9 protein-coding genes, 1 tRNA gene and 1 pseudogene are annotated in these 13,059 nt (G+C 64.5%); all 11 read right to left on the reverse strand.

Annotated elements, in window-relative coordinates:
* Window positions 1-7 precede the first annotated feature (7 nt).
* A complete protein-coding gene (rpoC, locus tag DAT35_RS50740) occupies window positions 8-4,219 on the reverse strand; it encodes a DNA-directed RNA polymerase subunit beta' (protein WP_108076699.1) in 4,212 nt (1,403 codons plus the stop codon).
* 104 nt (window positions 4,220-4,323) lie between these two features.
* Window positions 4,324-8,550, reverse strand: a complete 4,227-nt coding sequence (gene rpoB / locus DAT35_RS50745; protein ID WP_108076700.1) for a DNA-directed RNA polymerase subunit beta — start codon at window positions 8,548-8,550, stop codon at window positions 4,324-4,326.
* Between the two features lie 182 nt (window positions 8,551-8,732).
* Complete coding sequence (gene rplL, locus DAT35_RS50750) at window positions 8,733-9,107, reverse strand: 50S ribosomal protein L7/L12 (protein ID WP_108076701.1); 375 nt, start codon at window positions 9,105-9,107, stop codon at window positions 8,733-8,735.
* 90 nt (window positions 9,108-9,197) lie between these two features.
* Entirely contained in the window at window positions 9,198-9,716 is a 519-nt protein-coding gene (rplJ, locus tag DAT35_RS50755) for a 50S ribosomal protein L10 (RefSeq protein WP_108076702.1), read from the reverse strand.
* Window positions 9,717-10,130: 414 nt separating this feature from the next.
* Entirely contained in the window at window positions 10,131-10,844 is a 714-nt protein-coding gene (gene rplA / locus DAT35_RS50760) for a 50S ribosomal protein L1 (RefSeq protein ID WP_108076703.1), read from the reverse strand.
* Window positions 10,845-10,884: 40 nt separating this feature from the next.
* Window positions 10,885-11,328: a 50S ribosomal protein L11 gene (rplK, locus tag DAT35_RS50765; protein WP_108076704.1), complete on the reverse strand. Its 444-nt coding sequence runs from the start codon at window positions 11,326-11,328 to the stop codon at window positions 10,885-10,887.
* A 102-nt stretch (window positions 11,329-11,430) separates the two neighbouring features.
* Window positions 11,431-11,973 carry a transcription termination/antitermination protein NusG gene (nusG, locus tag DAT35_RS50770; protein WP_108076705.1) on the reverse strand — a complete coding sequence of 181 codons (543 nt, stop codon included), beginning with the start codon at window positions 11,971-11,973 and terminating at the stop codon, window positions 11,431-11,433.
* The gene (secE, locus tag DAT35_RS50775; protein WP_108076706.1) at window positions 11,973-12,416 is read right to left on the reverse strand and encodes a preprotein translocase subunit SecE; all 444 of its coding nucleotides are present in this window, start codon (window positions 12,414-12,416) and stop codon (window positions 11,973-11,975) included. Before secE ends, nusG begins: the two co-directional genes overlap by 1 nt.
* An 88-nt stretch (window positions 12,417-12,504) precedes the next feature.
* Window positions 12,505-12,580 (reverse strand) — tRNA-Trp (locus DAT35_RS50780).
* A 27-nt stretch (window positions 12,581-12,607) separates the two neighbouring features.
* On the reverse strand, window positions 12,608-12,772 hold the full coding sequence (gene rpmG / locus DAT35_RS50785; RefSeq protein WP_108076707.1) for a 50S ribosomal protein L33: 165 nt from the start codon (window positions 12,770-12,772) through the stop codon (window positions 12,608-12,610).
* Window positions 12,773-12,868: 96 nt separating this feature from the next.
* A pseudogene (gene tuf / locus DAT35_RS50790) lies at window positions 12,869-13,059 on the reverse strand (elongation factor Tu); the annotation flags it as partial.

The following is a 13,059-nucleotide window of genomic DNA, read 5'->3' on the forward strand; positions in this document are numbered from 1 at the left end:
GTACGGCCTAGGCGGCGCCGCTGGTCTCGGTCCGGCTGCCGGTGGGAGCCGGGGGCGGAGCGACGTCCTCTCCGTGGGTGGCGGCCAGGGCGGCCTCCATCTCGGAGATCTCGTCGGCGGGGCTCTCCACCTCGATGTCGAGGTACTTGTAGTTGGGCAGACCGGTGCCGGCGGGGATGAGCCGGCCCATGATGACGTTCTCCTTGAGGCCACGCAGGTAGTCCACCTTGCCGTTGATGGAGGCCTCGGTGAGCACCTTGGTGGTCTCCTGGAAGGAGGACGCCGAGATGAACGACTCGGTGGAGAGCGAGGCCTTGGTGATGCCGAGCAGCAGCGGCTCGCCGACGGCGGGACGCTGACCCTGGGCCATGACCTTCTCGTTCTCCTCCTCGAACACCCACTTCTCGACATGCTCGTCGACGAGGAAGCTGGTGTCGCCCACGTCGGTGACGCGCACGCGGCGGAGCATCTGCCGGACGATCACCTCGATGTGCTTGTCGTTGATCTTCACGCCCTGGAGTCGGTAGACCTCCTGGACCTCATCCACGAGGTAGCCCGCGAGCGCCTTCTCGCCGAGCACCTTGAGGATGTCGTGCGGGTTGGCGGAGCCGTCCATGAGCGCCTCGCCGGCCTTGACGCGGTCGCCGGCGTGCACGCTGATGTTCTTGCCCTTGGAGATCAGGTACTCCTTGGCCAGGTCCGTGCGCAGCTCGCCGCCCACCTCGGGGGTGATGATGAGCTTGCGCTTGCCCTTGGTGTCCTTGCCGAAGGACACCACGCCGTCGATCTCCGCGATGGCCGCGGCGTCCTTGGGCTTGCGCGCCTCGAAGAGCTCGGCCACGCGGGGCAGACCGCCCGTGATGTCCTTGGTCTTCGTGGTCTCGCGCGGCACCTTGGCGATGACCTCGCCCGCGTGGATCTCATCGCCGTCGTTGACGGTGATGATGGAGCCCTGCGGCAGGAAGTAGCTCGCCTGAGCCTTGGAGGAGATCAGGTCCTTGATGTTGCCCTGCTCGTCGCGAAGGGTGATGCGCGGACGGGCCTCGGGGTCCTTGGACTCGATGATCGTCTTGCGGCTGAGGCCGGTCACCTCGTCCAGCGACTCGTTCATCGTGACGCCTTCGATGATGTCCTCGAAGCGCACGATGCCGCCCACCTCGGTGAGTAGGGGGATGGCGAACGGATCCCACTCGGCCAGCAGGGTGCCGGCCTCGAGCTTCTGGCCCTCCTTCACGAGGATGCGGGCGCCGTAGATGACCTGGTAGCGCTCGCGCTCACGGCCGCTCTCGTCGACGATGACGATCTCGCCGTTGCGGTTCATGGCCACCAGGCTGCCGTCCTTCTTCTGAACCGTGATCAGGCCGGAGAACTTCACCGTACCCGGGTTGCGGTTCTCGAGGCTGGACTGCTCGGCGCGCCGCGTCGCCGCACCACCGATGTGGAAGGTGCGCATCGTGAGCTGGGTACCCGGCTCGCCGATGGACTGCGCCGCGATGACGCCGACGGCCTCGCCGACGGACACCTTGCGACCACGGGCCAGGTCACGGCCGTAGCACTCCACGCAGATGCCGCGCTTGGCCTGGCAGGTGAGCACCGAGCGGATCTTCACCTTGTCGAGGCCGCTGTTCTCGATCTTCTTGACGCGATCCTCGTCGATCTCCTCGTTGGCGCGAACGAGCACGTCGTTCGTGACCGGATCGAGGATGTCGTCGAGGGCCACGCGGCCGAGGATGCGCTCGCCGAGGGCCTCGATGATCTCACCGCCCTCGACCAGGGCGCCGATGAACAGGCCGTCCATGGTGCCGCAGTCGTACTCGTTGATGATGGCGTCCTGCGCCACGTCGACGAGACGGCGGGTGAGGTAACCGGAGTTGGCCGTCTTGAGGGCCGTGTCCGCCAGACCCTTACGGGCGCCGTGGGTGGAGATGAAGTACTGGAGCACGGAGAGGCCTTCACGGAAGTTGGCCGTGATGGGCGTCTCGATGATTTCACCCGAGGGCTTGGCCATGAGGCCGCGCATACCGGCCAGCTGGCGGATCTGCTGGGCGCTGCCGCGGGCTCCGGAGTCGGCCATGATGTAGATGGGGTTGAACGACGGCTGCTTGCGCACCTCGCGCTTGCCGTCCTTCTCGCCCACGGCCTCGTCCTGGGAGATCTGCTGCATCATCTCGGCGGCCACCTTCTCGGTGATCTCCGCCCAGATATCGATGACCTTGTTGTAGCGCTCGCCGTCGGTGATGAGACCCTCGAGGTACTGGTTCTCGATCTCCGCGACCTCCTTGCGCGCGAAGTCCAGGAACTCCTGCTTCTTGGCAGGGATGATCATGTCCTTGAGCGCGATGGAGATACCGGCCTTGGTGGCGTTGGTGTAGCCGAGCGACCGGATGCGGTCGGCCAGGAGCACCGTCTCCTTCTCGCCGGTGAGGCGGTAGCAGAGGTCGATGAGGCCGCCGAGCGACTTCTTGTCGAGCACCTTGTTGATGGCGTCGAAGCCCACCTTGCGCGGCACGATGTCCCAGAGGAGGACGCGGCCGACGGTGGTCTCCTTGCGCTTGCCGAGGATGCGGCAGACGATCTTCGCCTGGAGGTGGACCTCGCCGTGGTCGTACGCGGCGCGCACCTCGTCGGGCGAGGCGAACACGCGGCCCTCGCCGTGAGCGAACTCGCGGGCGCGGGTCATGTAGTAGATGCCGAGCACCATGTCCTGAGTGGGGACGATGATGGGCTTGCCGTTGGCGGGGCTGAGGATGTTGTTGGTGGACATCATCAGCACGCGGGCTTCCATCTGAGCCTCGATGGAGAGCGGCACGTGGACGGCCATCTGGTCGCCGTCGAAGTCCGCGTTGAAGGCGGCGCACACCAGCGGGTGGAGCTGGATGGCCTTGCCCTCGATGAGCACGGGCTCGAAGGCCTGCATGCCGAGGCGGTGCAGCGTGGGCGCGCGGTTCAGGAGGACCGGGTGCTCACGGATGACGTCCTCGAGGATGTCCCAGACCTCGGGACGCTCCTTCTCCACCATCTTCTTGGCGCTCTTGATGGTGGTGACGTACCCCTTCTCCTCGAGCTTGTTGTAGATGAACGGCTTGAAGAGCTCGAGCGCCATGATCTTCGGCAGGCCGCACTGGTGCAGGCGCAGCTCGGGACCGACCACGATCACGGAGCGACCGGAGTAGTCCACGCGCTTGCCGAGCAGGTTCTGACGGAACCGGCCCTGCTTGCCCTTGAGCATGTCGGAGAGGGACTTCAGCGGCCGCTTGTTGGGGCCGGTGATCGTCTTGCCGCGGCGGCCGTTGTCGAACAGCGCGTCGACGGCCTCCTGAAGCATCCGCTTCTCGTTGCGGATGATGATGTCCGGAGCGTTGAGCTCCTGGAGCCGCTTGAGGCGGTTGTTACGGTTGATGACGCGGCGGTACAGGTCGTTGAGGTCCGACGTCGCGAAGCGGCCACCGTCCAAGGGGACGAGCGGACGCAGGTCGGGCGGGATGACCGGGATGACGTCGAGCATCATCCACTCCGGCTTGTTGCCGGACATGCGGAAGGCCTCGGCGACCTTGAGGCGCTTGGCGTACTTCTTCTTCTTGGCCTCCGAGTTGGTCTCGCGCATGTCGCGGCGCAGGTCCTCGGACAGGCGCGCGACGTCCAGCGACTTCAGCATCTCGCGGACGGCCTCGCCGCCCATGCCCGCGGAGAAGGAGTCCTCACCGTGCTCCTCGTAGAGGCGGTGGAGCTTCTCCTCGCTGACGAGCTCACCCTTCTGCAGCGGCGTCGCCTTGGGGTCGATGATGATGTAGCTCTCGCAGTACAGGACCTTCTCGAGCTCCTTGAGCGTGATGTCGAGCAGGTTGCCGATGCGCGAGGGCAGCGACTTGAGGAACCAGATGTGCGCCACGGGAGTGGCGAGCGTGATGTGGCCCAGGCGCTCACGGCGCACCTTGGACTGGATGACCTCCACGCCGCACTTCTCGCAGACGACACCGCGGTGCTTCATGCGCTTGTACTTGCCGCAGTTGCACTCGTAGTCCTTCACCGGGCCGAAGATGCGGGCGCAGAACAGGCCGTCCCGCTCCGGCTTGAAGGTGCGGTAGTTGATCGTCTCGGGCTTCTTCACCTCGCCGTGAGACCACTGGCGGATCTTGTCCGGCGACGCCAGCGCGATGCGGATGGCGTTGAACGAGAGCGGATCCTTCGGCTTCTCGAAGAAGTTGAAAATGTCCTTCACGTTGCCTCCGAATTTCTTCTGAGCGCCTGAGCGCGAATTCGTTTCGCCTGGCCGCCAGCGCCCGCCCACTCAGGGAGCGGGCGCCGGGGGTCAGGCACGCTGGACTAGGCCTCGGTACCGGTCTTCACACGGTCCTCGCCGTCGCCACCACCGAAGTCTCCGGAGAAGGAGCGCTGGCGCTCGGGCGGAGCGCTCTCCAGCAGCTCGACGTCGAGCGCGAGCGACTGGAGCTCCTTGAGGAGCACGTTGAACGACTCGGGGAGACCGGACTCGAGGACGTTGTCGCCCTTGACGATGGCCTCGTACATGCGCGTGCGGCCCACCACGTCGTCGGACTTGACGGTGAGGAACTCCTGGAGCGTGTACGCGGCGCCGTAGGCCTCCATCGCCCACACTTCCATCTCTCCCAGACGCTGGCCGCCGAACTGGGCCTTGCCGCCCAGGGGCTGCTGCGTGACGAGCGAGTAGGGCCCGATGGAGCGGGCGTGGATCTTCTCGTCCACCAGGTGGTGCAGCTTGAGCATGTACATGACGCCCACGGTGACGTTCTGGTCGAACGGCTCACCGGTGCGGCCGTCGAAGAGCACCATCTGGCCACTGCGCGGCAGCCGGGCCTCGTCGAAGAGCGAGTGGATCTCCGTCTCGCGAGCGCCGTCGAACACCGGCGTGGCGACGTGGATGCCCTTCTTCAGGCGGTAGCACAGGCTCTTGACCTCGTCGTCGGACAGGGTGTCCACGAAGTCGCCGAAGGCCTTGTCGTCGTAGACGACCTTCAGCTGCTTCTTGAGGTTCTCGCCGCTGTAGTTCTCCTCGATGTACTTCTGGAGCTGCTCGCCCACGCCCTTGGCGGCCCAGCCCAGGTGCGTCTCGAGGATCTGCCCGATGTTCATGCGCGAGGGCACGCCCAGCGGGTTGAGCACGATGTCCACGGGACGACCGTCCTCGAGGTACGGCAGATCCTCCTCGGGGAGGACGCGGGAGACGACGCCCTTGTTACCGTGGCGGCCGGCCATCTTGTCGCCGACGGCGAGCTTGCGCTTGATGGCGACGTACACCTTCACCATCTTGATGACGCCCGGCGGGAGCTCATCACCCTTCTTGATGCGGGCGATCTTCTCGCCGAAGGCCAGCTTCACGGCCTCGGTGGTCTCCTCCAGGTTGCGGAGGATGTCGCGCAGCTTGCCGTCGAGCGGATCGCCGACGGAGATCTCCGTCCAGTACTTGTAGGGGACAGTGGCCAGGAGCTCGTCGGAGACGATGTCCCCCTTCTTCAGGAGGATCTTGCCCTTGTCGTCCACGAGCTTGCCCTGGACTTCCTTGCCCCGGAGCATGGCGCGGATGCGGTTGTAGGCGCTGTCGCGCAGGACCTTGATCTCGTCGTTCTGGTCCTTGAGGAGCTTGGCCTCCTCCATGGACTCGATCTGCTTGGCGCGCTCGTCCTTCTCGACGCCCTTGCGGCTGAACACCTTGGCGTTGATGACGGTGCCCACCACGCCGGGGGGCACGCGCAGCGAGCTGTCACGCACGTCGCCGGCCTTCTCACCGAAGATGGCGCGCAGCAGCTTCTCCTCGGGGGAGAGCTGGGTCTCGCCCTTCGGAGTGATCTTGCCCACGAGCACGTCGCCGGGCTTCACCTCGGCGCCGATGCGGATGATGCCGCTCTCGTCGAGGTCCTTGAGGGCCTCCTCACCCACGTTCGGGATGTCGCGGGTGATCTCCTCCTTGCCGAGCTTGGTGTCGCGCGCGATGCACTCGAACTCCTCGATGTGGATGGACGTGAAGACGTCCTCCTTGAGGATGCGCTCGGAGATGAGGATGGAGTCCTCGAAGTTGTAGCCCTGCCACGGCATGAACGCGACGACCACGTTCTGGCCCAGCGCCAGCTCGCCGGTCTCGGTCGCGGGACCGTCGGCGATCACGTCACCCTTCCTCACCCGGTCGCCCTTACGGACGATGGGCTTCTGGTTGAGGCACGTGTTCTGGTTGGAGCGCTGGTACTTCAGGAGGTTGTAGATGTCGACCTCGCTGGAGATGTCGAACGCGCCCGCGGCGGAGTCCGCCTTCACCACGATGCGGCTGGCGTCCACGCTCTCGACGATGCCGTCGCGGCGGGCCACGCAGGTGACGCCGGAGTCGCGGGCGACGATCGCCTCGATACCGGTGCCCACGAGCGGGGCCGCGGTGCGCAGCAGTGGCACCGCCTGACGCTGCATGTTGGAGCCCATGAGCGCGCGGTTGGCGTCGTCGTTCTCGAGGAACGGGATGAGCGAGGCGGCCACCGACACGAGCTGGTTGGGCGACACGTCCATCAGGTCCACGTCCTCGGCCTTGACCTGGACGAACTCACCGCCGCGGCGAGAGGAGACCAGGGCGTTGACGAACTTGCCCTTCTTGTCCGTCTCCGCGTTGGCCTGGGCGATGGTGTGCTTCTCCTCCTCGAGCGCGGAGTAGAAGGCCACGTCACCGGTGACGGAGCCGGCCTCCACCTTCTTGTACGGCGTCTCGACGAAGCCGAACTCGTTGACGCGGGCGTAGGTGGACAGCGACGCGATGAGGCCGATGTTCGGACCTTCCGGCGTCTCGATGGGGCAGATGCGGCCGTAGTGCGTGATGTGCACGTCGCGCACCTCGAAGCCCGCGCGCTCGCGGGTGAGGCCGCCGGGCCCGAGTGCCGACAGGCGCCGCTTGTGCGTCACCTCGGACAGCGGGTTCGTCTGGTCCATGAACTGCGACAGCTGGCTGGACCCGAAGAACTCCTTGATGACGGCCGTCACGGGCTTGGCGTTGATCAGGTCGTGCGGCATGAGCGTCTCGATCTCCTGGAGGCTCATGCGCTCCTTGATCGCCCGCTCCATGCGCACCAGACCGATGCGGTACTGGTTCTCCAGCAGCTCGCCCACCGCGCGAACACGACGGTTGCCGAGGTGATCGATGTCGTCGATCACACCCTTGCCGTTCTTGAGGTCCACCAAGTAGCGGATGACCTCGAGGATGTCGCGCTTGGTGAGGATCTGCCCGTCGAGCGGCTCCTCGAGGCCGAACTTGAAGTTCAGCTTGAGGCGGCCGACCTTGGACAGGTCGTAGCGCTCGGGGTTGAAGAACAGATTGCTGAAGAGGTTGGTGGCCGTCTCGGGCGTGGGAGGATCACCCGGACGCAGGCGGCGGTAGATCTCCATGATCGCCTGCTCGGGGGTCTCGATCTTGTCCATCATCAACGTCTCACGCAGGTAGGGACCCACGTTGAGGTTGTCGATGAAGAGGACCTTGAACTCCTTGATGCCACGCTTGAGGAGCTCGTCGATCTTCTCCTGCGAGACCTCCTCGTTGCACTCGAGGATGACCTCGCCGGTGTTCTCGTCCACCACGTCGTAGGCGGACACCTTGGTGAAGAGCTCGTCCGCGTCGATGGGGAGCGTCTTCATCTTGGCCGCCTCGAGCTTCTTGATGGCGGCGCGGGTGAACTTGCGGTTCTTCTTGACGATGATGTCGCCCGACTTGGTCTTGATGTCGCGCGTGGCGCGCTGGCCGGGCAACAGCTCGAGCTCCACCGACTTCTCGAAGTCGGTGCTGCTCACCAGGTAGATGGTCTCCGTGGCGTAGTAGTAGTTGAGGATCTCCTCGGTGGAGCCACGGAACTCCAGCGGGTTCTTCTTGGCGGTGTCGGACACCGCGCCCAGGGCGCGGATGAGCACCGTGGCCGGCAGCTTGCGGCGCCGGTCGATGCGCACGTACAGCAGGTCCTTGTGGTCGAACTCGAAGTCGATCCACGAGCCGCGGTACGGGATGATGCGGGCGTTGTAGAGCAGCTTGCCGGACGAGTGGCTCTTGCCCTTGTCGTGGTCGAAGAAGGCACCCGGGCTGCGGTGCAGCTGGCTGACCACCACGCGCTCGGTCCCGTTGATGATGAACGTACCGTTCTGGGTCATCAGTGGGATTTCGCCGAAGTAGACCTCCTGCTCCTTCACATCGCGGATGGACTGGGCGCCTGTCTCCTCGTCCTTGTCCCACACGACCAGGCGCACGACGACCTTGATGGGCGCCGAGTAGGTCATCCCACGCTGGTGGCACTCATCGACGTCGTACTTGGGCTTCTCGAGGTGGTAGCTGACGAACTCCAGCGAGGACGTCTCATTGAAGTCGCGGATCGGAAAGACCGACTTGAAGACCCCCTGAAGCCCGATATCCTCACGCTTCTCCGGCGGGATGTCTGCCTGGAGGAACTTCTCGTAGGATTGCTTCTGGATGTTGATGAGGTTGGGAATGTCGATGGTCTTCGCGATCTTCGCGAAGGTCTTCCGCACTCGGAAGTTGTTCTGGATCTGCGTCGGCATTCGAACTCCGGGGCGAGCAAGCTCAGGCGGGGCGAGCTTGGGTAACGCGCAGCGGCAGCGGGAAATTTAGAGATACGGAAAGGGCAAAGCCGGCGCACCCTTTCCGGGCACGCCGGCCTGCTCATCCGGTCAGGAGGCGACGGGAATTTCCCGAAACCCGGCGTCCACCTGATAAACAGCAACTACTTGATGTCGACCTTGGCGCCAGCCGCGGTGAGCTGGTCCTTGATCTTCTTGGCGTCGTCCTTGTTGACGCCCTCCTTGACGGTCTTGGGAGCGCCCTCGACCAGGTCCTTGGCCTCCTTCAGGCCCAGGCCGGTGATCGCGCGGATCTCCTTGATGACGTTGATCTTGTTCGCGCCGGCGTCGGCCAGCACGACGGTGAACTCCGTCTTCTCCTCGGCGGGAGCGGCGGCGGGGCCAGCGGCGGGGCCAGCGGCCACGGCCACGGCGGCGGCGGACACGCCCCACTTGCTCTCGAGCTGCTTCACGAGCTCGGCGGCCTCCATCACCGTGAGGGAGGAGAGCTGGTCAACAATCGCGTTCAGGTCAGCCATTTCAGTGTCCTTCTTTCGACTTCTAACGGCCATCCTTCCATCGGGAAGGAACGAGCCAGAGGTTTGCGGTGGGTCTGCTTCTCGATTCGGTTACTTGGGCTGCTTGTCCACGTTGGCCTGGAGCACGCGGGCCAGCTGGGAGCCGGGGGCCGCGATGGTCCGGACGAGCTTGCCGGCAGGCTGGTTGAGCATGCCGAGCAACTGGGCGCGGAGCTCGGGCAGACCGGGCATCTTCGCCAGGGCCTTGACGCCCTCGACGTCGACGCGGCGGCCCTGAACGGACGCGCTGCGGACCTTGATGGTCTCGAGGTCCTTGATGAAGTCCACGAGGATCTTCGCCGGGGCCACGACGTCGTCGTAGCTGATGGCGATGGCCACGGGACCCACGAAGTCACCGGCGATGACCTCCACCGGGGTACCCTTCGCGGCGCGCTTGGCCAGCGTGTTCTTCAGGACCTTGTACTCCACCTTGCCGTCGCGGAACTTCTTGCGCAGCTTGGTGACCGTCTCAACGTTCAGCTTGGAAAACTCAGCGACGATCGCGGTCTGGGCCCGCGAAAACTTCTCGTTGAGTTCCTTGATGAGTTCTTCCTTCTCGCTCTTGATCACTTGGTTTCACCTCCTCACGACACCTGCCAGGAGGCAGGCTGGATTACCTGGGCCACGCAAGTGGCAGAGCGAGAGGAGCCTCGAGAGGCACCACACCGCACCTCCAGTCTCGGCAGGGCGACTCCTAGAGTCGTTTGAACCCAAGGGGGTTTTCGTGGCTCCGACCGGTTGTCCGGTTGCCAACGGAGGACACGAGCACCACCCAGGGTCCCTGCTGTCTGGGACCAGGGATGTTCGAAGCGCCCGTCTCATCGACATGGCGCTTCAATTGCAAAAGCCGGGGCGCTATACCCGCGGCTTCGCAAAACGTCCAGAGAATTTTGACTGCGGGCGTCAAGCAGACGACGGGGAGAGCCTCCAACCGAGAGGCCACCTCCCTCATCTGAACCGACGACTCCCCTGCCCTACTCCTGACTACCTGTGACGGGCGAGGATCTCGTTGGTGTCGATCTTGATGCCCGGGCTCATGGTGGCGGAGATGGCCACGCCCTTGAGGTAGACGCCCTTGGCGGTGGCCGGCTTGAGCTTCATGACCAGGTCCACCAGGGTGTTGAAGTTCTCCTGGAGCTTCTCCGGGGAGAAGGAGGCCTTGCCGAGCTTGGCGTGGATGATGCCGGCCTTCTCGGCGCGGAACTCCACCTTACCGCCCTTGGCCTCGCGAACGGCCTTGGCCACGTCCATGGTCACCGTGCCCACCTTGGGGTTCGGCATGAGGCCGCGGGGACCGAGCACCTTACCGAGCCGGCCGACCACGCCCATCATGTCAGGGGTGGCGATGACGGTGTCGAACTCGAGGAAACCGCCCTCGATGCGCTTGGCCAGGTCGTCGCCGCCCACCACGTCAGCGCCGGCGCCCTCGGCCTCGGTGGCGCGCTCGCCCTTGGCGAACACGGCCACGCGCACCACGGCACCGGTGCCGTGCGGGAGGACCACGGCGCCACGAACCATCTGGTCCGCGTGCTTCGGGTCCACGCCGAGGTTGAGCGCAACCTCGACGGTCTGATCGAACTTGGTACCGCGCAGGCCCGTGGTCTCCTTCAGGAGCTGGAAGCCCTCGGCGATGGTGTAGCGCTTGTTGCGGTCCACCTTCGTGGCGGCGGCGCGGAACTTCTTACCGGACTGAGGCATGTGGAAAATCCTGTTTCAGAAGGGGTGAAGGTGGAGAGGATCAGACGATGTCGATGCCCATGGAGCGCGCGGTGCCAGCGATGGTGCGCTTGGCGGCCTCGAGCGAGCCGGCAGTCGTGTCCTCGATCTTCTTCTTGGCGATCTCCTCGAGCTGCTTCTGAGTGATCTGCCCCACCTTCTCCTTGCCCGGCTTCTTGGCGCCCGAGCCCTTCTTCTTCTCGGTGTGCAGGCCCGCCGCCTTCTTGATGAGGACGGCGGCCGGCGGGGTCTTCAGGATGAAGGTGAAGGAGCGGTCCTGATACACGGTGATGATCACCGGGATGATCAGGCCTTCCTTGGCCTCCGCCTGGGTCTTGGCGTTGAACTGCTTGCAGAACTCCATGATGTTCACGCCCTGCTGACCGAGCGCGGGGCCGATCGGCGGAGCGGGGTTCGCCTTGCCGGCGGGAATCTGCAGCTTGACCTGTCCTGTGACCTTCTTCATCGGCTGACGACTGCCTTTCGAGACGGTGGTTCCTACGGGCCGCTTGACGTGCGGCCCTCCCACCCTGGGTATCCCCGGACGCTCGAGCGCCGGGGAAGACTGCTAGCCGGTGGTCTTCTCCACCTGCATGAAATCGAGCTCCACGGGGGTGGCGCGACCGAAGATGCTCACGAGCACCTTCACGCGACCCTTCTCCGCGTTGACCTCTTCCACCGTGCCATTGAAGTTGGCGAACGGGCCATCAATGACCCGGACGGTGTCACCCTCGGAGAACTGCACCTTGGGCTTGGGCTTGAGCGTGCCCTCGGAGATCTGCGAAGTGAGCCGGGCCACCTCCGCGTCCGAGATGGGCGTGGGCTGCTGGTTCTGCGCCGCACCGGGGAAACCGGTGATCTTCGGCGTGTTCTTCACCAGGTGCCAGGAGCGGTCATTCAGCTCCATCTGCACGAAGATGTAGCCCGGGAAGAACTTGCGCCGGGACGTCTTCTTCTCGCCCTTCACCATCTCGACGACCTGTTCCATGGGAATCAGGATTTCGCCGAAGAGGTCCTGCAGACTCTCGAGACGGATCCGCTCCTCCAGGCTCTTCTTCGCCTGGTTCTCGAAGTTCGAGTAGGTGTGGACCACGTACCATTTCATCGCCATTACAACTTCCCCCAGATGGAGGGTATCCACTCAACCATAAGGTTGTAGGCGAGGGTGTCGATGAAGAAGAGGAGAACCGCGGCCGTGACCGAGGCGACGATGACCGCCACAGTCGACGCCTTGACCTCTCCCCAGGTGGGCCAGGTGACCTTCATCAACTCGGAGGCGACTTCCAACGCGAGAGCGTGGGTCTTGGGGTGCAAATAAGCCCCCACGGCGATTCCCGCGGCGAGCACGAAGCCCACCAGCGAGGAGACCTGCCAGTCGATGCCTTCGATGACGGTGGGGTCACTCCACCCGGCCCGGGCCCAGATGAGGCCACAGACGTGCTCGAGGAAGAGCGCGAAGATGATGCCCGCGATGAGGAAGAAGATGACCACGAGCCGGTTCGGGTCCATCCCAGAACGGTTCGCTTGCTGGCTGGCCTCGGATGCCGCTGCCATGATTCCTCGCTGACTGAAAACTGCCTGATCCCGGAAAACACAGGGACCCCCGGTACCGGGGTACCGAGGGTCCCTGCAACTGAACAACTGGCAGGCCAGGAGGGATTCGAACCCCCAACACGCGGATTTGGAGACCGCTGCTCTACCGTTGGAGCTACTGGCCTAGAGAACACCCGACCACAACAACCGAACTAGACCTTACCTTCCTTATGGACGGTATGCTTCCGGTCGCGGGGGCAGAACTTGCTCAACTCGAGCTTGTCCTGGCTCTTCCGCTTGTTCTTCGTCGTGTAGTAGTTCCGCTCTTTGCACACCGTGCACTCAAGCGAAATGATGCTGCGGTTACCCTTGGGCATGACTTGAACTCGATAGACACGAGGGGAAAGCTGCTTATCACAGCTCCCCCCTCGGGGTTAACCGCCTGTGGGACGGGCGACAAGCCCGCCAGCCAACTAGGCGATGATCTCGGCCACGACGCCGGCGCCCACGGTGCGGCCGCCCTCGCGAACGGCGAAGCGGAGCTCCTTCTCCATGGCCACAGGGGTGATCAGCTCCACCTCGATGGCGATGTTGTCGCCCGGCATCACCATCTCGACGTTCTCCGGCAGCTTCACCGTACCCGTCACGTCCGTGGTGCGGAAGT

This window comes from Vitiosangium sp. GDMCC 1.1324, from assembly GCF_003044305.1.
GTDB lineage: Bacteria > Myxococcota > Myxococcia > Myxococcales > Myxococcaceae > Archangium.

Coding starts and splice junctions, on each gene's coding strand:
- nusG (WP_108076705.1), bottom strand. CDS start 11,973: ATGGCGATGAAATGGTACGTGGTCCACACCTACTCGAACTTCGAGAAC.
- rpoB (WP_108076700.1), bottom strand. CDS start 8,550: ATGCCGACGCAGATCCAGAACAACTTCCGAGTGCGGAAGACCTTCGCG.
- rplK (WP_108076704.1), bottom strand. CDS start 11,328: ATGAAGAAGGTCACAGGACAGGTCAAGCTGCAGATTCCCGCCGGCAAG.
- secE (WP_108076706.1), bottom strand. CDS start 12,416: ATGGCAGCGGCATCCGAGGCCAGCCAGCAAGCGAACCGTTCTGGGATG.
- rplA (WP_108076703.1), bottom strand. CDS start 10,844: ATGCCTCAGTCCGGTAAGAAGTTCCGCGCCGCCGCCACGAAGGTGGAC.
- rplL (WP_108076701.1), bottom strand. CDS start 9,107: ATGGCTGACCTGAACGCGATTGTTGACCAGCTCTCCTCCCTCACGGTG.
- rpmG (WP_108076707.1), bottom strand. CDS start 12,772: ATGCCCAAGGGTAACCGCAGCATCATTTCGCTTGAGTGCACGGTGTGC.